Here is an 18971-nt window from a genome sequence, read left to right on the forward strand (position 1 = left end):
TGTCGTGTCACTGGGCAACCCAGTCCGCTGATCCGCCTGTGCTGTGCGTACCGCCGTCGAGCCATGTGCAGCGCCAGGTGAAGCCGGTTGTCGACTTGGTCACGACGTGCCACAAGATCCCGACCCCGCCGCCGCTGGTGGAGTAGACGCCTGTGAGTTGCACGTTCGGGGTTGTCGCGTACTCCTCCGGGAAGGTCACTGCACCGGTCCACTCAGCGTGGGACCCAGAAGCCGTGATGCTGCCCTTCTGGAGGCCGGCCGACGGACCGACCGGACCGACCTGCGCGCTGGGCAGCAGCTGTGGCATCGCCACCGACTCATCACCCGCGAAGCTCAGGGTCATCAACCACTTCGCACCCGGGCCACCGGTTCCGCGGTCCTGGGCGGTGATGTCGTGGCTGACGCCGATGATCCGGTGTCCCTCGTTGATGGCCGCTCGCTCGTTGATGACGGTCACAAGGTCGTAGACGTCGAGTAGGGCGAGCTCGTTGACGAGCCCGGTCGCCTCATCGACCTGGATCGGGATCACGACCGAGTTGACGCGCCTCGATGCGGTGCCGTTGAGATCGAGGACCTGCTGGGCGTAGGCCGCTACCTCAGCCGCGGTGAGGCCTGCGACGGTGAAAGTCGTCGAGTGCGTGCCCTTGGTCCCCGGGAGCACATAGGGACCGAACGTCTGCTGATCCGCTACGCCGTGGCCGGCATCGTAGGTCAGCAGGGTCACCGTGACGCTGTCGACTACCCGGTCGGAGTCGTAGTCGATGCTCGGGTTCTGGTTGTACGCCGACTCGTCGAGCACGGCCTTGACCGTCGAGGAGAGGCGATCACGGTCCCAGACCTGGATGACGTTGAACCGGTCTGCCCAGGCGTACCCGAGAACCGAGTCCCTGGTCAGCGCGATCTGATCCACCAGGCTGGCCTGATCGTTGTAGGACACCGCCGCGGGGACCGTGAGGATCTCGTCACCGGATCCGTTGACGTTCCACGGCACGCCTGCACCTTCGAGTAGCGCGGGGAGCTGAGCGATCGTCGCGACACCTTCTGAACGGGCTACCTGGGCAGCGTTGGAGACGTTGTCGACCGCCGTGAGCGTGATCGTTGCCCGTCTCGCTTCCTTGGCATTGAGCAGGTTGTAAGCGACCTGCGCTTGAATCAGCCGCCCGGTGAAGATCGGCTGCCAATCCGACACCTCGGCGCCCGTGTCACCGGTCCGAGCCATCACCCTGACCCTCTTGTCGGGCTTGATGAAGGCCGCGACCGCCGGGTCGAGCGCCGCGTTGATCACCGTCGCCGTGAGGGTCCCGACCTGCAGTTCCCCGCGGCCCGAGATGCCGATCGAGCGGACGTCGCCGAGGATGTTCACAAACAGGTCCGGCGTGACGTAGCCGATCTCGTCGGTGACAGTGCCTTCGATGAACCCGGTGAAGGTGTCACCGCGCTCGAACTGGACCGCACTCAACCAGAAGGCCGAGTGCGCTACGCCGCTCCATGAGATTCCGGACTGGAAGCGGAAGCCCGGGATCGCCCGAGCAGCACCGGCCGGTGCGACAGCCGTGATCGACGCGTGCTCCATTCCGGGGCTGCCGGTGTCCTTGTCGAGCACGGCAACCGTCTGGGCGAGGACGTTGCCGGATGCGTCGAACCAGCTGATGTAGATCTGGCCGTCACTGGTCGGCAGAGTCTGCCCACTCGAGGTGATTGCCGCAGGCTTCAAGGTGAAGGTCCACGTCTCACCGGGGGTGACCGGCACGCCTGCAGCATTCGTCCCCGGGAACATGCACCCAAGGAAGTACGTAGGTGACGGCGCGTGCTGAAGCTGGACCTGCAGCACGCCGGCGCCTCGGCCAGCTGCGCTACCCGACGCCGGAACCCAGATCTTCGTTGCCGCGGAGAAGTCATGATTCGCGAGCGCGTTCGTCCTCGACGGCCCCAGTGCCCCTGAGGTCGATGCGGTTACCAGGGTGGCCTTGCGGAAGGCGTAGGAGAACGCCGCAGCCGGGACACTGCCTGTGCTGTCGGAGAAGTCGAACCGCAGGCGGGCGAACGCGGCACCGGCCGGAATCGTCAACGGCCCGAAGACACGATCCTCGTCCTCACCAGTAGTGCCGAGGTAGCTACCTGCAGCCGGGTACGGTGCGCTCGTCGAGACGACAGCGAGCGCCGTGTCGAGGTACTCGATCCGAGCCTGGTAGAAGATGTCCGCACTGCCACCATCAGGCTGCCCCAGCCCGTGCCAGAAGGCAGCAAGGAACTCGCCCGGTGCCACCGGCGTCTCCTCGGACGCGAACCACATCGCGCTGACGCTCGTCGCCGTCGAGGCGAACGTCAGGCACGGGTCCAACGAACCGACCCCGCCCCGCATGGCGGTCGCCGTCACCGGCGTGAGCCACCCCCACGCCCCGAGGTCGCCCGAGGGGTTTTTGATGCCGTTGACCAGACCGGTGGGGTCAGCCTCGACCTCGAGCCGCAGGGTGCCCTGATCTGCATTCCTCACGCGCTCTGCCTCACTCCCACGCCGTCGGCCGCGGCCATCCACGCCCGTACCTTCTGACCCATCAGCAGGTCGCTGAGCTGGTCAGCGGTCAGGTGCATCGCCTGTGGTCGGGAAGCAGCCGCCGCAGAAGTCGCCGAGGTGCTCATGTATGCCGAGAGCGCCGGCCGACCAAAGCCCTTGATGAGCGTCGTCGCAGAACTGCTGCCAATGTGCTTGATCGCGGTCGTGTTGAACCCGGAGTCGAGCCCCTGGACCGAGAAGGTTCCGATCTCCTTGAACACTCGCGATGGGCTCTTGATCTTCAGCTCCTTCTTCACCTCGTCGACCAAGCTCTTGGCCATCTTCTTGCCCAGCGCCGCGACGGCGTCCTCCTTGCTCTTCAGGCCGTCGACCAGCCCCTGGGCTGCGTTGATCCCAGCGCTGTAGAACGTCTTGCTGGCCTCGGCACCGAGGCCCGCGCCGGTCGCGGTCAACTGCGCCGAGAGGCCGTTGATCTGCTTGATCGCAGCTGCCCCACCGGACAGAATCGCGTCGGCAGTCGCCAACGAGTCCGGGCCCGCCGCGTAGAGCTGCTGCAGGTCGGTTTGGTTCAGCCCGGCCTTGGTCAGCTTCTCCATGTCGATCTTGAATTTCTCCGCTGCCGCAACCTTGGACTGCATGTCCGAGAGCAGCACCGAGAGCGACACGCCACCGGTCTGCTGGTTGATGCCTAGCGTGGTGATGTCGCCGGTTGCGACGACCGCATCCTTGATCGACGCTGCGTAGTCAGAGGCGGCCTTCTCGTAGTCCTGCAACGCCTGCTGGGCGTCCTTCAGGTTGTTGATCTGGTCACCGGTGATCTTCGAGACGGCGAGCATCTCAGCCTTCAGCTTCTTGCTGAACCCAGCCAGAGCCGACGGGCCGTCGCCGGTCGCGTTCGTGCCCGACAAGATGGCGTCGTACTGCTTGGCCAGCGCCTTGACCGTGTTCTCCTGCGGCTTGAGTGCATCGAGGATCTTGTTCTGCCGCTTGGTCTGGTGCTTGCCCGTGATCTTCCGATCAACGAGTCCCGAGATCTTGCTCAGCGCCCCGTCGATCGAGCCGCCCTTGACTCCGGTCAGCAGCGAGTTGAGCAGGTCGGAGATGATCGCCCCGTTCTTGCTCTGGGCGTGCTTCTTCCCCTCCTTGTCCGCGCCCTTGGCCGCAGCCTTCGCGAGGTCGCCACCACCCTTCGTTGCCTGCGCGACGATCGACGGGTCGGCGATGCCGATCGCGTATCCCTCGCTGAACCAGCGACCGAGCTTTGCGGCCTTGCGAGACGGCGAGTGCGAGTCCTGAGCGTGCATCGCGGCGGCGTGCGCCGCATTGGCCATCGCTGCCGCGGCGTACTGCGCGGGGCCAGTCCACTTCGCGATCCCGCTGGTGTACCCCGAACCGAACGACGAGCCAGCCGACGAACCGAGCCCCGCGGACTGTCCTGCAGCTCTACTCGCTGCGGCGACCAGCCCCTGCACGCTGCTCTTCGCGGCGTCGAAACCCTTCGCCCTCAGCAGCACACTGACTTCCTTCGGAGTCAGGTCGAACTGCTTCTGCAGGGCCGCGACCTCGGAACTGGTGAGAGCGACACCGTTCGCCTTGTAGGCCGTGACCACCTGCTGGGGCGTCGCACGGACCTGTGCGAGGTAACTCGCCAGCTGCCGGCTTGAGAGCGCCACGCCGTCGAGGCTGACCACCGAACGCAGCTGCTTGAACTCCAGGAACTTGCCCAGGTCACCGAGCAGCTGCCTCGCCTGGTTGGCGGTCTGCGGTGCCCCGTCGAGCTCGACCTTCGACTGCACCTTCGCCGGAAGCTTGTGCAGTTGGGCCACCGTGATGCCCAGCGACGACGCGAGATCGCGAACGCTCGCGTTGTAGCCGTCCTGAACCTGCGCACCGGTGCCGAGTTCGGTCTTGAGGGCCTTCGCCGCGTCCGAGTATGACTTCGACGCCTTCCCGCCAGCGGCGTAGAGGTCGTTCGCCGCAGCGATGGCCTGGTTCCGCTCCTGTGCGGTCTCCGTGCCGTCGGCCTGGGCAGCCGAAACCGTCTTCATGTCCGCGGCGTAGGTCTTCGCGTTGATCGATCCGGCCGTGAACGCCGCCTGTACTGCATCGCCCCACGCTGCGAAGTCCTGGGTCGCCTGCGCCCCGACCGTCGACATGTCGGTGCTCCACGTGCTCCAGGAGCTGATGGAGGCAGCCTGGTCCTGGGCGGCCTTGAACGAGTCCAGCGAAGCGGTGAGCCCGTCGAGGGCCTTCTGCGCTGCCTTGATCGCCCCAGGGTCCCCGGCGTACGCGTCGGCCTGCGTCTTCGCCGAAAGTCCCGTCCGTGTCGTGACCGCGGCCTGCTGTCCGGCAGTGACCTTTCCGCCCAGTGCCTGCGTCTTCGCGTCCTGGTCGAGCAGCTTGTAGTCACCATGCGCCTTCTCAAGCGACGTGATGAGGCTGTCGACCGAAGACTTGTCGACCTTGACCTTGATGCCCTCGGCTGTCTGCACCTGCAGCGCCGACATGTCCGACGTGGCACCCTCGACGCGCTTCGCCAGCGAGTAGATCAACCCGCCCGCTCCACCGACAGCGGCCCCCCACGGGCCACCCACGGAGAACCCGACGGCCGCTGCACCGAGGGTCGTCTCCAGACCCCCGACCGCGGTGTCCGCCTTGCCGATGCCCTGAGTCAGCGCCACCATCCCGAGCGGTCCCGCGGCTGCGCGCGCCACTTCGCCCATCTTGAGAACGGCGAGACCGGCGGCAGTCGACCGAGTTTCCGTGTCACGCAGGGCCGAGGTCCAACCGACCAGCCCGTTACGGCCGAGGCTGTTTCGCATCGACGTTCCGAACCCGACCATGCTGATCTGCAGCTTGCCGATGATCGGGTAGAACAGAGCCGCCTGCAGAGCCGCCGACTTCAGCGGACCAGGGAGCGAATCCACGGCGTGAGCTACATCGCCGATCAGATGACCGGCTGCCTCCAACGTGGGGTGGCTCTGGTTCAGCTCGTCCGCGACCTTCGCGAACCCGTCGGCCATCTTCGGCAGCAGCGGCAGCAGCGCCTTGATCCCAAGCGCCTCGAGCGAATCCTTGGTCCGATCGAGTTCGACAGAGAAGGTCTTCTGGGTCTTGGCCCAGGTCGAGATGTCAGATCCGCCACGCTTGGCGGCCTCCGAGATCTCCCCGACGCGCGTCTTGAAGCCGGCCATGTTCTCACCAGAGAGCTGCAACGCGGTGTTCATGCCGGTGGCGCCGCCGAGCATCCGCTTCAGGGCGTCGGTGAAGGTCTGAGCCGCCGGCGACCCGGAGGTGAGCAGCTGGTTGAACCCTTGGGTCGACTTCACCAGCGACAGGAACTGCGTGCCCATCGCGGCCTGGGACCCGCCGAGCCCGTTGACAGTGTCCTTGTAGTCCTTCATCCCGACGGAGCCGTCAAGGAACCCCTGAGACACCTTCGCCAGGCTCGGCGGCATCGACTTCAACATGGCCTGCAGGTCCTGTGAGGCCGACTTGCTCTTGCGGAACGCGTCGAGCATCACCAGGCCGGACTTGCCCATGTTCTTGCCGATCGCGTTCACGACCAGATCCAGCGTCCCCGTCAGCCCACGCTTGCCGAGGTTCTTCGACAGGTCGGTGACGTTGATCCCGAGCTGCTGCATCTCCTTCGAGGCGACCTGGTTCGGCGCCGCGAGGTTGCGGATCGTGTTCGCCAACTCCTGGGTCGCCTCATCGGCAGAAGTCCCGTGCTGGGTCAGCGTCGCGATCGCGCCGCCGACTTCTGCGAACGAGATCCCAGCTGCTGAAGCAGACGGCAGCACCGAGGCCAGCGAGCCGGCGTAGAGCTGCATCGTCGTCTTCGCCGCACCCGAGGCCGCAACGAGCTCGTTCGTGATGTTCGTGGCATCCGATGCCTTCGCGTGGTATGACGTCATGATCGACGTGACCGCGTTCGTCATCGTCGCCATGTCCACGTTCTCTGCCCGTGCACCCTCCGAGGCGATCTTGAGCACGTTCAGACCGTCGGCCGCGCGGTAGCCGGCCTTCTCGATCGTGTACATGCCCTCAGCGAGATCGTCTGCCGAGGTGCCGGTCTGGCCGGAGATCTTCAAGATGCCGTCCGAGACACCCTTGATGGCGGACTGAGCCTCACCGCCCGCTGTAACGAGCAGGTTCATCGCGGACTGGAAGTTGGCGGCGGTCTTCACGAACTCGCCGGCGTACTCACCGACGCGCTCGGCGACGAACATCGCCGCTCCGACCTTCGCGATCCGCTCGAAAGTCTTGCCCATGCCGGTCGCGGTCTTGGAGACATCTGTGAACCGAGCGCCCATGGTCTCGGCGGCGGATGCGGTCTTCCCGAACTCGGAGCGCGCAGCAGCGCCGTTCGCCGTGATCGCGATCCGCACGGGACGACTGGCCATCAGCGGTGCTCCTCTCCAAAGGGCGGTGTGACGCGGTGCTCAGACGGGACGCGCGAACGCGCCGCCGGTCACTGACTGGCGGCGCGTTCGCGCACGGTGTGGAAGGCGTCGCGCTCGACTTGCGACAGGCGCTTCCATTCACTCGACGGCTGGCCGGTGGTCAGACACCAGGCCGCCATCTCTTCGGCTACTGCTCGGGCTGCTCGGCGCCTTTTCCCGCTTCGGTCTCCGGCTTGCCCAGCGGCTGCGGCTCGTCGGGATCGTCCTCGTCCTCGGCGTCCGGCGCGAAGTAGTCGTCGAGCTCTCCCACGGGCAGCTCGAGCACGAACTTCTTCGCGTCGGCGACGCTGAGGCCCTCACGACGCTTCAGCACGAAGATCGAGTTCCGCTTGAACCAGTTGACCGTCGCCGGTGTGCTGCCCAGGAAGGCCTCCCAGCGGTCGATCTCTTCCTGCCCGTTGACGGAGTCCATGACCTCGCCGAGAGTCATGGTCGGGGCGGCAGGCTTCGGGGTCGGGGTGTTGCTCTTGGTCATGGCACTGTCCTTCTGGTGTTGGGGAAACGGATGTCGCGGACGAGCTCAGGCGAGCCCGCGCGCGACGAGGAGACGGTTGATCTCGGCCTCGAGGATCAGAGGCGCGAGGAACTGCATCCGCGCGTCGGCGGACTGCATGAACATGGCGGCCCGGATGTGGTGGGCCTTCCACCCGTAGTTGATCGGACCGGCGTACGGGACCGACGTGCGACCAGCTGAGACCACGGCCTTGGCCTTGGCTCGGTTGCCCCGCACGTCGGCCCGTAGCCGACCCGTCTCCCCAACGGGCGCGTGGGCCTGGATGATCTGTGCGCTCTGGGTGGCGATCTTGGCCATCGCATTGCGCAGGTCCATCACCTCGATGCCCATGCCCTCCAGGGCACGCACCGTGGCGCTTAGACCTTCGACGCGGACGACGGCGTACGCCATGACGATCAGACCTCCAGGCTGGGACGTCAGCTTCCGCTGGACGTCTTGAAGTTCGACGGGCCGATGCCGTCGGGGATCTCCCAGCTGGCGCTGAACGTCTGGCGGCTCTTCGCGGAGGCGTTCGCGTCGCCGCCGATGAAGTCGCCGTCAGGAGCCGCGATCACCGCGTCGAACTCGATCTGCGGGTTGGTCGGCGACGCGGTGGCGCCGCCGTACGGGGCGAGGACGACAGGCACCGTGGTCCCGGCCGCCGAGATGATCTTCATCTGCAGCGACTCGGACGAGAGATCCTGTCCCGCGGTGAACTGGAGGGTCCAGTCCTTCGAGCCACCAGCCGCCGCGGCGGCAAAGGTGACGAAATCGGAGTCGCTGTCCGCTGCGGACAGCTTCGCCGAGGAGATCTCTGCGGTGAACGCGTCACCGTCGATCTCGATGGTCATCAGGCGCGTGCCGAGAGGCAGAGTGCCGGCCATGTTGCTACCCCTTTCCGGGCATGAAGAAAGCCCCGGGGCGGCCGCCTCGGGGCTGGATGCTGGTGCTGCTGTGGGTGGTGCTGGGTGCTACTTGCGCCGGCCTCGGCGGGACGGCTTCTCCGGCGCGGCCGGCTGGCCGTGCCGCAAGAACGGGGACTCGACCTCGCGGGCCTCGCGATTGCCCGACAGGTGCCACTCCCGGACACCGGCGGCCTTCGCCTCGGCGGCCGCCTTGAGCCGGATTTCAAGACCCTCGGGCACCTCCTCGGTGCACACGCGCAGCTGGGCGGCCTTAACCGCCTTCACGACCTGGTCCGAGTAGTCCGCGGCCTTCTCCCCAGGGTTGTCGTCGGCTGCCATGGGTGGGGTGTTCTGCTCCTCGTTCACGGGAGCTCCTTTCCGGATCAGATGAGAGGGATCTGGGCGGCGACCTCGATCGCCACGCCGGGATAGATCTGGTTGCCAGCCTCGACACCCTGAGGGCTCGCCACGTTGACCACCCAGAACAGAGCCGACGGGGCGATCGCTGCGGCGATCTGCAGGATCAGGTCGTTGATCTGCCCGACCACGACGTCGTTGTCCGCACTCGGCACGGCGACGAGCACAGTCATGTGCAGGACCGCGTTGCCGAAGTTCAAACCCTCGTCGTCGAAGCTGAGATAACCGTTGGCGATCGAGGGCAGCACTTCGATGAACGGCGGTGCGACCGGATTGAGTACGAAGGCTGAGACGTTATCGACCGGGAGCACGTGGTCGGCCATCGTGATGGTGGCATCCGAGAGCAGGTCGACCAGCGCTGTGAAGGCGCCATCGATGCTGGTGCCCATCAGCCGACCCAGAACTTCGCTGAGATCCACGGCGCAAGCACGGGTCGCGCTGCGGCGAGCGGATCGCGCGCGATCCGGATCGGCGTCGCGGCAGTGCCATCGTCGGCGGCGAACTGCTGGTTGACGATGCCGTTCGGGGCGGCGTCTTGGTTGTACAGCTGGACCGCCGTCAGAAGGTGGGCGCGATCGAGGATCTCTTCGGGCACCTCGACATCTCCGACCTCGTGCGTCACCAGGGTTGCGGCCTGCGTGATCAGATCGGTCAGATCCTGGTCTGTGACGGTCCCTCCCGCGCCGACCTTGCGGCGCAGGAGGGCAGCGTCGAGAGCCATCGTCAGCTCTCGGGCTCGGCGTCGGTGCCCGGCTCGGGGCCGGCCGGCTCACCGGCGTCTGGAGTGTCGCCAGCGCCCTCACCGTCGGCGGCGTCGGCGGCGGCGCCCGTCTGCGACGCCTGCGCGTCATCGGCCACGAGCGCCGCGACCAGGTCGTGGTTCTTGCGACCGGCAGGAACGATCTTGCGGTCGTCCTCGCGATCCTCGTTGCGCTTTGCGATCTCGGCCTTGAGATCCTTCGCGTTGAGCGAGGCGTACGCGGCGCCCGGCTCGTCGCGAGCGTCACGGACACGGAACTGGGAGCTCGCCTCGGCCGGCGAGAACAGGTCCGGATGGTCCTTGAGCAGAGCGTGGCTCTCCTCGACGCGGGTGACGCCCTTCCTGATGCGGGTCGGCGCGCCCTCGTAGTCGACGATCGCCGTCTTGTTGGCCACGAATACCTCAGCCATGTCTGCCTCCTTCGGCTTGACGGGGTGGGTGGAGCGGTCGGCCCCGGGCGGAATCAACGTCCACCCGGGGCCGCCCGGTCAGGGGCGTGCTGACGGGGTCAGCTGGCCTTGATCTGCAGGGTCCGCAGCGCCTGGGGCACGAGCACCTTGGACCCGTTGAACCACCAGGCGAAGATGCCGCGCTGGCCGGTCGGGCGACCGTTGGCGCCGAAGACCTGCGGGACGAGCTCGACGCTCATGCCGATGCGGTCCACGATGATGAACCCTCGCTGGAAGTCGCCGTAGACGGCGACCTTCTTCCCAGCGGTGAGAGCGAACGCCGGAATGGCGCTGGCCTCGTTGACCGGCTTACCGAGCAGCCGCTGACCCTTGTCGTCGGCCAGCGCCGCCCAGATGTCGCCGTCTTCGTCGAGGCCGCGGACCGCGTCGTAGAACGAGTCCTCGGCCAGCCACTGCGCGTTGTTGCGGAAGCGGTGCGGCAGGGCGTTCTTCACCGCGAACAGGTCCGTGCGGGCCAGGGCGGTGGCCGAGCCGGTCTGCACGAGGTTGGTGGCGCCGGTCAGGACGCCCTGGGGCAGGGTGCCGCCACCGGTGACGGCCGTGCCGGCGCCGGTGACGAACGACGTCGCCTCCTCGGTGGCCTTGGCGTCGGCGAGCATCATGGTGAGCTCGTCGCGCAGGGCCGCCCAGGACTGCTCCAGAGCGACCGAGAACGGCACGAACCCGTCGACACGGGAGGTGTCGACGACCGGCTGGTCGAACGAAGGGCTGTCGTCGTTGGCCTCGTCGGTCTCTCCCTTGCGGGTGACGGTGATGCCGGCCGAGGTGAGGCCCTCCCACTTCTTGCCGGTGATCTGCACGACCCGCGCCAGCCCACGAAGCGGGTTGGTCACACCGTCGTTGGTGAGGATCACTGTCGGGTCGAGCTGGAAGGGCACTGCGTAGCCGCCGTCCTCGTCCGAGCCGAGGGAGAGCGCACGCTGCTCCTCGGCCGAGAGCGGCTTCTTGCTGATCGCCTTGCCGAAGGCCCGCTCGTAGGCCGGCGAGCCGGTCGAAAGGATCCGCTGGGCGAGCACGTCGGGGGCGTCGACCCGCTGGAGCAGGTCGACGACTGTCGCCTGCGCGGCCGAGCGGTCCTCGACGCCCGGGAAGCGTGCCGACTCCACGGCCCGCATCGCGTTCTCGTGCATCAGGCCGTGCAGCTCGTCGAGGCTGCGGGCCTTGGTCCGCATCGCGTTGAGGTCGTACGGGTCGACCACCTTGCGCACGTTGGGAGCACCGAACGCGGCACTGCGAGCGGCCGGCGCGTCGTGCGACTCGCCTGCGGAGGGGTTGTCCGCGATCGAGCGCAGGTACTCCTCGCGCTTGGTCTGCGCCTCGGTGGCCTCGACGTGGCCGGCGCGCTCGGTGGCGAGGGTGTCCCACTCGGCCTGAACGTCGTCGGGCAGCGCGCCGCCGCGGTGCTCGGTGTTGATCTCGGTGAGTCGAGCGTCGATGTCGGTCATCCGAGCCGCACGCTCTTCGATGGTCATGTTCGCCATGACGGTGTCCTTCCTGGACGGGTTGGGTGTGGTTGCCGTGGAGTGCTTGACCGGAGGCGGGTCCGCGGCCTTGCTGCGGGCCGCCTGCTCGGCGGGTGCAGGGGTGGCCTTGGAGTGCCCGGCGTGCGGGTCCTCGGTGGTGCGCTGGCTGGTGCCCTCGGGCTCGGGAGCCCTCGGGGCCGGGGCGCGCGAACCCCGGACGCTTCGGATGGCAGCCTCGTAGGCGACGGTGTCGCGGCGAGCGAGCTGCTCGTAGAACTGGTCCGTGGTGGACCGCAGGCCTGTGACGCCGTTCGTGGCGGGGGAGGCCGGCCAGATGGTGGGCCCGAACTCGATCAGTCGGACCTCGGTGATGGTGCGCTGCGGCAACGCGGCCCACGCGGGGTTGCCGGTGTCCTCCCAGCCGTCGGAGTCCGGCTCGATGAACTCGTCGCGCAGCGGCTGGAAGCGGAACGACTGCCCGTAGGCGCCGCCCGCGAGTGCCGGGGCCAGGTCGCGGTTGTAGGAGGTGTCGAACAGCGGGGTTTCGGCGTACACGCCGCTCGACCGCTCCTCGAGCACGCTGGGCACACCGAGCGGCTTGTCGGCGACGGTGGGGTCGAAGCCGTGTTCGAGGATCACCCGCACTGGCGACTGATCGGTGCGGTTGGTGATCGTGCGCTTGAACGCCCCGGGCGCCAGCCGCTCGATGAAGTGGCCCTCCCAGTAGGAGTTGATCTCGTACCACTCGTTGAACAGCGAGAACTCGCCGACCAGTGTGCCGGGGCCGGCGTCCTGCGGGTCGGTGCCGTCCTCGGCCGGCTCGGCGGCACGCAGCTCGGTGCGGACGTCGCGACTGCGGACGATGTCGATGTCGAGGCGCTGCGGGATTGCCTCGCCATCCAGTGTCAGTGCCTCAGGCATCACTGCCTCCTTGCTCGGTGGGCTGGTTGGTGGTCTGGCCGGTGGGGTTCTCGCCGGGCTTCTGCAGTTGGACGCTGACCAGCCCGGAGTGCTTGAGCTTCGACCAGTCGCTCGTCGTCATCGCGGCGACGACGGAGTCGGGCTCGAACCCGGCGTGGATGAGGCTCTGCATGGTCGTGGCGTCCTGCTGACGTGCCGCCGCGAGATCCTTCATGTCCTCGCGCAGGAACGGGATCGACCGCGGGTCGTGCGTCAGCCGGGCCGGCGCCTGGTTGCCCTGGGAGGCCGGTCGCTCCAGCACGACCTCGAGCGCGGTCGCGGCGCACTCCCACAGGTGCTGCAGCGTGCCGTCACCGAAGCGTCGGCGGGCCGCAGCGAAGTTGCCCGCGTTCAGCGCCGAGCCCTGCAATCCCTCGGAGAAGCCGACCCATGACGGTGGTACGCCGGCATCCGCAGCCAGCCGGGTCTCGCCCTTGGCCTGGACGTCCACGAACGCCATCTGCTGGAAGTCCTTGCCGATAGCGATCGGGTCGGCCCCGCCGCCGAGGAACATCGTCTTGTAGGCGTTGAACCGGCCGCGGTGCTCGTCCTCAAGCATCTGCTTGAACTGCTTGACCTGGTCGACGGTGACCGACGGGTCGAACTTGATCGCCAGGTTCGGCGTCGCGGCGTTCTCGAAGAACTTGAACCGGTGCACCTCCGACGCGCTGTCGGCCTTCACCGTGGTCATCGACGGCGTGATCCACGACATCCCACGGAAGTTCGCGACCGGGTCCGGCAGCGGCGCATAGTGCGCGACCTCGTCGCGGCCGAGCACGACGGTCTGACCGGCGTCGCCGTTCGGCTTGTAGAGGTAGCCGGCGACCTCGACGTCGGCGGCCTCCCACGGGTTCTCCGCATCCTCCAGTGAGCCGAGGAGGATCGTTGTCCACTGCGGGCGGAGCCGGACCATGCGGTCCTCGAACGTGCCGCGCTGGCGATTCCCGCGGCGCAGCCGGCGGCCGAAGAAGTTGCCGGCCGTGGAGGCGTCAAGCTCCATCCGGTTGAGCAGTGCCGACGTACGGGCGCCGTGCCAGGGGAACTCCAGCACCTGCAGGTCCGGCGTACCGAACAGATCCGAGGGACTGCCGTCAGTCGAGCGGGTCCACTGGAAACGCGCCTGCGAGAAGATCTGCATCCGCGCCACGATCAGCGCGAACACCGGCCCGTTCTCGCGGTACGCCTGCTCGACGCTGGTGACGAGCTCCTCGTCGGACAGGTTGCCCCAGCTGGTGTTCAGCAGCCCAGTCTGCGGGTCGGTGAACGCCCCGATCAGCTCGTCGAGGCTCAGACCGCGGGCCTGGTCGGCGGCGGATGGGCGCGCCAGGAGCTGCTCCCACAGCTTCACTGGGTACCTCCTCGTCGACCGGGCCGCGGCTCAGCCGCGGGCAGAGTGGGCCGCTCGAGCTGTGCAACGCCGGCACCAGCCAGCAGAACGCCGGCCACGATCAGCCCGGCCGGGATGCTCAGGAGCAGAACTCCGGTCACCACGGCCAGGAACGCGAGCACCAGAAGGGCGGGTGCGAGCTTCAACAGGTCACCCCCAGAATGCGAATGGTTTCGGCTTGGCCTCGGCGAGAGCGCTTGCGCGCAGCGCGACGGCCACGGACTCCAGCGATGAGATGTCGCCGTTCTTGCGGGCGAATACGCGGCGGTCGCCGACCTTGCGCCAGGTCGCCGAGTCGACGGCGTCGTTCAGGTCGGCGTAGTCGCCGTGTGTTGCACCGCGCCGCTCGATCAGGTCGACGAGATCGGCGCATGCCTGCACGTAGTCGTCGAAGCCGAGGAAGCTCAGCACGACGCCGGCCTTCTCAAGTTCGGGGATCAGGAAGGATCCCGGGCCCTTCTTGTCGATGCCTACCGGGATTCCGCCGCGCTCGACCTGGATGCGCTTGACCTCGGCGACGAAGGTCGCTGTCCCGCTACCGACCCTGACCCGCAGCACCGAGCCGATGTGCGGCGTCTCGCCGGCGAGGATCGCGCCGAGCGAGAGCCACACCTGGTCCAGATCGGAAGCGACGCCCAGCGCGAGTGGTGCGCCTGGCGCTGGCTCTCCCGTCTTGAGCAGAGCTCGTCCCCACGCGCCGGTGGTGAACACCCCGGTCAGCGTGGAGTCGTCCCAGATCCCCAAAGCCTCGCGCTCGAACGCGCCAGCGCCCTTGAGGTTCTTCCGCATGCGGAGCATCGCGCGGGCGGTGGTGTGGTGCGGGTAGGACGGGTTCGCCTTGGCCCACTGCTCACGGTCCATCGGGTCACAACCCGGGTCGGCCGAGAACTCCAGATAGAGGGTGTCGGATGACTCGCCCGAGAGCGCCTCGGTGCGCAGCGCGGTGAAGTGCTCGCTCGGGTCCGACGGCTTGGGCGGGGTGCCCATGTAGAAGATCAGCGGGTTCGGGTGCCGGTTGGTTGTCGGCACCATGTCGTCGGCAGCGCGAGCGGTGAGGATCTGGGCCTCATCGAAGATCAGGATCCCGACCTTCTTGAAGCCTCGGCCGAAGCCGTGCTCCCGGGCGCCGAAGACGATTCGCGACCCGTTGGTGAAGACGATCTCGAGCCGGGCGCCCGAGTCGTAGATCGACCGGACGAACGGAGCGACCTTCGCCTGCTGGCAGATCGCCTTCAGATCGCGGAACGTGTCCGCTGCGGTGGCACCGTGGTGTGCCGTCCAAACCGCGAGCGTCTTGGGCTGGACGATGCACAGCCCGATGACGATCCATCCGACCAGGTACGTCTTGCCGACCTGGCGGGGGATCGACAGGGTGACGGCGTCGGCCGCGAACGTCCCGTCGGCCCGCTTACCGAGGATCGCGCGAGCCGCGCCGTCCTGCCACGGGTCGAAGGTCGCACCGAGCCTGCGGCAGGTCTCGCCGACCGATGGCCATGCAGTCGTCTTGATCCCGGCTGGCCGGATGAAGTACCGGGCCGCCTCGGTGAGCTTCTTCGTAGGAGGCCCGGAGCCCGGCTTGCGGTTGGCCGGCCCGCGTGGATTGCTAGTCCTCGTCCGGGTCGTACTCCTCGTCCGGGAGGTCGGCTGACTCACCGATGTCCGTCCCTTCGGTCTTCGCCGCCCGGATCGACTCGATCTCCTTCGACAGCTGCGCGATCTGGCGATGCATGGCGGCCAGAGCCGGGCCGCCGAGAGTGGCGAGGGACTTGACGGCTTCCTTCCGCTGCCACACCAGGACGTCCTCGTAGCTGCCGTGCTCGATCGCGTCGACCAGCGACTTGACGGGCTTCTTCTTCGGCGGAGCCCCTTGGATCGCGATGGCCCGCTTTGCGGGTGCCTTCTTCGGGGTGGTCGCCGTCTTCGCCGGCGCGCGCTTGGCGGCTAGGCGCTTCGCCGCTGTCTTCTTCACGGGCGCCTTGGCGGCCGTCTTCTTCGTCGTAGCCCGCGCCGCGTCCTGAGCGGTCTCATCCGGCCCGACGGCGCGCAGAGGGCGATTCGTGGCCATCCCTGGGGGCCCTCCTGCCCGACGAAAAAAATCTGGCGTGTGAGTAGAAGCCGACTGCGGCGGTCAGCAGCCTGAGCGCTGGCCCGTCGTTGACCCCGCCCCCGGGGTGGGTCAGAGGACCAGGCGCCGACGCCGCGTCGCTCGCATCCTGTTGCCGCGCTTTGCCGCCTCGCTGAGGTTGCAGCTCAGGTGACTGGGGCCGAGGATCAGCAGACCCGATGGATCGTGACTGATCGAGGCCCGGTCGTCAGGGGCGATCAAGCGTGTGGGCGCCAGACACAGGGGCTCGACGCACTCATGCCACTCGCCTGCGGCCTGTGCCCGCCTCAGCGCCTTGTAGGCGGCGACGTACTCGGCCGTCCGATGCTGCGCCTTCGCCACGATCAGCCACCTCCGAGCTCAGCCGGAATGCAGAGACGCCCGAGACCACTAGGCCTCGGGCGTCTCTATCGCTCGCGCTTCAACCTGTTCCAGGGCGCGCGAGATGTATGCGGGACGAATCATGTCACATCGAGCGTGGCCTTGCCTACCTCTTGCGCGTCACGGCGCTTCGCAACCGCTTCATCTGTCCCGAGCTGACCGGCCGGGCGCCCGACGCGGTCGGCCAGCCAGCGCACGCCGGATGCGTTGTCTCGCCAGCTTCAGCCAGCACATCGACCAGACGCATCTTGCACACCATGCACCGCACCGACGACAGGCGCACCTCCGTGTACAGCTGCCCGGCACCCACGTCCCTCGAGACGTAGGTGCCGAGCTCCGGCCGCTTGCCCACCGCGCATCAGCCGGCTGATGCCGGTCCGTCGTCGTGAACGGGCGTACTACTCGATGCGGCGCGGGCTGCGCAGTGGTCACAGCGACCCGCTTCGCTCGACGGCGCGGTGAGGCACGTGACCGGAGCCAAGTAGTTGTCACAAGGCCACGGCTCGGGCCGTAGGCCGCGTCTCGCTGAGCGTCGTCGGCATCACTTGCCTCCCTGCTCGACGGACGGAAGGCTCAACGCTTCGACGGCATCCCAGAAGGCAACCCAGGCCTCTGCGAGACGCACGGCCGCAGCAGCGGCGTCGGCCCTCGCCTCGTTGCTTGCTTTACTCATGACTGGCCTCCGGACGTACTGGTCGACGGCTGGGCGTACTCCGGGTCGTGGGTCCAGCGCGTCCAGTCGTCGGGGGTGAAGTCGAGGCCGGCTGGTCCAAACACGGCGCTTGTCTCGATGGCCGGGTCCAGTGGACAGATCGGCGTGCACGGGTAGCGGCAGTTCGGCGCGCAGGCGTTCATGATCGCGATGCCCGTCTCGGGGTCGTAGTTCTGCGCCATGTGGCGACCGTTCGCGTCAGCCACGGCCGCCACCCGCCTCGGACGGAAGGCTCGACGGGTCGCCGAGGGCGAGGACGACTGTTCCGGGCTCGATCCCGCCGAACCTGGGATCGCCGCTGTAGACGAACGTGACTACCTTGCGGACGTGCCTCGGATTGCATTCGGGGCAGTTCCAGCGCTGGCACGGTCGCCCCGGGCCGCTGTCGTCGTACTCCCAGAGCACGAGCGTGTCCCCGCGCTGGTAGGCGCGATCGTTCTTGCGAACCTCGAACGTCTTCGAGCCATCGGCCACTGCGTCGAAGTACGGAGCGACCACCTTGAGGATGTGTTCAGTCATGGTCATCTCCTGTGGTCGGGGCGGGCGGAATGTGAGAGTCGTAGCGCCAGGACCAGAGCGTCTTGGGGCCACGCGCAACGTGACCCTCTGTGCGTCTGCCGGACCACTGGCCGCCACCACCCGAAGCGGGCAGCTCGCGGACCTTCGTCCATCCATCGAAGCGGTAGATGCGGCCCTCATGGCGGTCGTTCTGGCTGTAGGCGACAGCTGCGCGGACCTGCCAGTGCGGCCACTGTCGGGCGTGGACCTCGCGCCAGAGCCGGAGCATGACGCGGGTCGCCCACTGCTCACCCGGGGCGGTGCACAGGCGCGCCAGCTCAACCAGCTCACCGCGCGGCATCGTGCAGTCGTCGGAGAACCGGACGGCGCTGCTCACTGTGCTTGCCGACGTCGCGAGACTGATCGGTCGACCGTCGATGTGCAGCACGAACGACTGCTTGCCGAACGGCCGGCTGCATGGCCCGAGGTAGTGGCCCCAGGTCGCGAGCAGCTGGTCTGCCTCTCCGTTCGAGACCTGCTCGACGCCGACGGGCGGGAGCAGTCCAACAGCAACCGGGCGTCCTGCCTTCTCGGCCATCAGAGGCCCCTCTCGGCCGAAGGCTCGATCATCGGCCTGCTCCGATCGGCGTCAGGCCGAGGCTGTGGATCGCATCGGCGAGCTGGTCAGGTCGGACGAGCACGTCACGCGCACGGGATCCGTCGGCCGGCGAGACGATGCCGTTCTCCTCGAGCGTGGTCATCAGCTGTCCGGCCTTCGCGAACCCGACGCGGAGCTTGCGCTGCAGCATCGAGGTCGAACCGAACTGTGTCGAGATCACCAGCTCGGCGGCCTCCCGCAACAGATCCGGATCCGGCGGCGCCGCTGGCCGGGCAGCGTCGAGATCCGCGGCCGTGACCACACCCGACGCCGTACGCAGATCGATGCTGGGGCGCGCCGGCTCGTCGTCGACCTTGTGGCGAGCGGCAGAGTCCAGGACCACATAGTCGGCCGGGTTGAACGTCACCCGCGTCACCCGGTCGCTGCCCTGCTCACGGTGCTCGACCGTCACCTCAGCCTCACGCAGCAACCGCGCCGCGAGCTCGGCAGCATCAGCGGCCGACAGCTCGTCGATCACCGCCGCCTTCCTGCTCTCGGCCTCCGGGTCACGCGCCGGCATCACCGCGCCATGCACGAACGGATCCGACTCCGCGAACTCCACCAACGCGGCCTTCTCCTTCCCGCCGTACGACCAGCACAGCGCGCCGGCGGCGTGCTTACGGACCGCAGCCAGGCGCTCCACCACCTCCGGGTTCAGCGCGATCGACGCCGTCAGATCCGGATGATGCTCACCCACCACCGGGCGCCACTCCGGATACGTCGTCGGGACGATCTCCAAGAACACCTTCTCGACGTCCGGGACGTTCAGCACGACGAACGTC

At 67.7% G+C, this 18971-nt stretch carries 18 protein-coding genes and 1 pseudogene; all 19 read right to left on the reverse strand.

The genetic code is table 11. The features are described 5' to 3' along the window. Positions 1-7: 7 nt before the first annotated feature. A complete protein-coding gene (locus tag P5P86_RS11745) occupies positions 8-2494 on the reverse strand; it encodes an H-type lectin domain-containing protein (protein ID WP_280607620.1) in 2487 nt (828 codons plus the stop codon). Next, the gene (locus P5P86_RS11750) at positions 2491-6906 is read right to left on the reverse strand and encodes a phage tail tape measure protein (protein ID WP_280607621.1); all 4416 of its coding nucleotides are present in this window, start codon (positions 6904-6906) and stop codon (positions 2491-2493) included. Before P5P86_RS11750 ends, P5P86_RS11745 begins: the two co-directional genes overlap by 4 nt. A gap of 202 nt (positions 6907-7108) precedes the next feature. Next, entirely contained in the window at positions 7109-7456 is a 348-nt protein-coding gene (locus tag P5P86_RS11755; protein WP_280607622.1) for a hypothetical protein, read from the reverse strand. Positions 7457-7501: 45 nt separating this feature from the next. Beyond that, positions 7502-7885, reverse strand: coding sequence for a hypothetical protein (locus P5P86_RS11760; protein WP_280607623.1), 384 nt, complete (start codon positions 7883-7885; stop codon positions 7502-7504). Positions 7886-7911: 26 nt separating this feature from the next. Continuing rightward, complete coding sequence (locus tag P5P86_RS11765; RefSeq protein ID WP_280607624.1) at positions 7912-8358, reverse strand: hypothetical protein; 447 nt, start codon at positions 8356-8358, stop codon at positions 7912-7914. Between the two features lie 87 nt (positions 8359-8445). Then, complete coding sequence (locus tag P5P86_RS11770; protein ID WP_280607625.1) at positions 8446-8745, reverse strand: hypothetical protein; 300 nt, start codon at positions 8743-8745, stop codon at positions 8446-8448. A gap of 17 nt (positions 8746-8762) precedes the next feature. After that, positions 8763-9185, reverse strand: coding sequence for a hypothetical protein (locus P5P86_RS11775; protein WP_280607626.1), 423 nt, complete (start codon positions 9183-9185; stop codon positions 8763-8765). After that, entirely contained in the window at positions 9185-9517 is a 333-nt protein-coding gene (locus tag P5P86_RS11780; protein WP_280607627.1) for a hypothetical protein, read from the reverse strand. The genes P5P86_RS11775 and P5P86_RS11780 overlap by 1 nt, the downstream gene beginning before the upstream one ends. Before the next feature lie 2 nt (positions 9518-9519). After that, entirely contained in the window at positions 9520-9966 is a 447-nt protein-coding gene (locus tag P5P86_RS11785) for a hypothetical protein (protein WP_280607628.1), read from the reverse strand. A gap of 98 nt (positions 9967-10064) precedes the next feature. After that, entirely contained in the window at positions 10065-12410 is a 2346-nt protein-coding gene (locus tag P5P86_RS11790; protein ID WP_280607629.1) for a phage major capsid protein, read from the reverse strand. Continuing rightward, complete coding sequence (locus P5P86_RS11795; RefSeq protein ID WP_280607630.1) at positions 12403-13797, reverse strand: phage portal protein; 1395 nt, start codon at positions 13795-13797, stop codon at positions 12403-12405. The genes P5P86_RS11790 and P5P86_RS11795 overlap by 8 nt, the downstream gene beginning before the upstream one ends. Continuing rightward, entirely contained in the window at positions 13794-13982 is a 189-nt protein-coding gene (locus tag P5P86_RS11800; protein WP_280607631.1) for a hypothetical protein, read from the reverse strand. Before P5P86_RS11800 ends, P5P86_RS11795 begins: the two co-directional genes overlap by 4 nt. Before the next feature lie 4 nt (positions 13983-13986). After that, complete coding sequence (locus tag P5P86_RS11805; RefSeq protein ID WP_280607632.1) at positions 13987-15489, reverse strand: terminase large subunit domain-containing protein; 1503 nt, start codon at positions 15487-15489, stop codon at positions 13987-13989. After that, positions 15440-15901 carry a hypothetical protein gene (locus tag P5P86_RS11810; protein ID WP_280607633.1) on the reverse strand — a complete coding sequence of 154 codons (462 nt, stop codon included), beginning with the start codon at positions 15899-15901 and terminating at the stop codon, positions 15440-15442. Before P5P86_RS11810 ends, P5P86_RS11805 begins: the two co-directional genes overlap by 50 nt. Positions 15902-16012: 111 nt before the next feature. Next, a complete protein-coding gene (locus P5P86_RS11815) occupies positions 16013-16282 on the reverse strand; it encodes a hypothetical protein (protein ID WP_280607634.1) in 270 nt (89 codons plus the stop codon). 708 nt (positions 16283-16990) lie between these two features. Beyond that, the gene (locus tag P5P86_RS11820; RefSeq protein ID WP_280607635.1) at positions 16991-17239 is read right to left on the reverse strand and encodes a hypothetical protein; all 249 of its coding nucleotides are present in this window, start codon (positions 17237-17239) and stop codon (positions 16991-16993) included. Next, on the reverse strand, positions 17232-17552 hold the full coding sequence (locus tag P5P86_RS11825) for a DUF3850 domain-containing protein (protein WP_280607636.1): 321 nt from the start codon (positions 17550-17552) through the stop codon (positions 17232-17234). The genes P5P86_RS11820 and P5P86_RS11825 overlap by 8 nt, the downstream gene beginning before the upstream one ends. Further along, positions 17545-18129 (reverse strand): hypothetical protein, encoded by a 585-nt coding sequence (locus P5P86_RS11830; protein WP_280607637.1) that lies wholly within the window; start codon positions 18127-18129, stop codon positions 17545-17547. Before P5P86_RS11830 ends, P5P86_RS11825 begins: the two co-directional genes overlap by 8 nt. A 28-nt stretch (positions 18130-18157) precedes the next feature. After that, positions 18158-18403: pseudogene (locus P5P86_RS11835) on the reverse strand (DNA translocase FtsK); the annotation flags it as partial. Positions 18404-18971 lie beyond the last annotated feature (568 nt).

It is taken from the genome of Nocardioides sp. BP30 (assembly GCF_029873215.1).
Taxonomy (GTDB): Bacteria; Actinomycetota; Actinomycetes; order Propionibacteriales; family Nocardioidaceae; genus Nocardioides.

Bases quoted from the DNA above. Each gene is read 5' to 3' on its own strand.
- P5P86_RS11755 (WP_280607622.1), bottom strand. From the start codon at position 7,456: ATGACCAAGAGCAACACCCCGACCCCGAAGCCTGCCGCCCCGACCATG.
- P5P86_RS11825 (WP_280607636.1), bottom strand. From the start codon at position 17,552: ATGACTGAACACATCCTCAAGGTGGTCGCTCCGTACTTCGACGCAGTG.
- P5P86_RS11775 (WP_280607626.1), bottom strand. From the start codon at position 9,185: ATGGGCACCAGCATCGATGGCGCCTTCACAGCGCTGGTCGACCTGCTC.
- P5P86_RS11785 (WP_280607628.1), bottom strand. From the start codon at position 9,966: ATGGCTGAGGTATTCGTGGCCAACAAGACGGCGATCGTCGACTACGAG.
- P5P86_RS11830 (WP_280607637.1), bottom strand. From the start codon at position 18,129: ATGGCCGAGAAGGCAGGACGCCCGGTTGCTGTTGGACTGCTCCCGCCC.
- P5P86_RS11765 (WP_280607624.1), bottom strand. From the start codon at position 8,358: ATGGCCGGCACTCTGCCTCTCGGCACGCGCCTGATGACCATCGAGATC.
- P5P86_RS11810 (WP_280607633.1), bottom strand. From the start codon at position 15,901: ATGGCCACGAATCGCCCTCTGCGCGCCGTCGGGCCGGATGAGACCGCT.
- P5P86_RS11790 (WP_280607629.1), bottom strand. From the start codon at position 12,410: ATGCCTGAGGCACTGACACTGGATGGCGAGGCAATCCCGCAGCGCCTC.
- P5P86_RS11760 (WP_280607623.1), bottom strand. From the start codon at position 7,885: ATGGCGTACGCCGTCGTCCGCGTCGAAGGTCTAAGCGCCACGGTGCGT.
- P5P86_RS11780 (WP_280607627.1), bottom strand. From the start codon at position 9,517: ATGGCTCTCGACGCTGCCCTCCTGCGCCGCAAGGTCGGCGCGGGAGGG.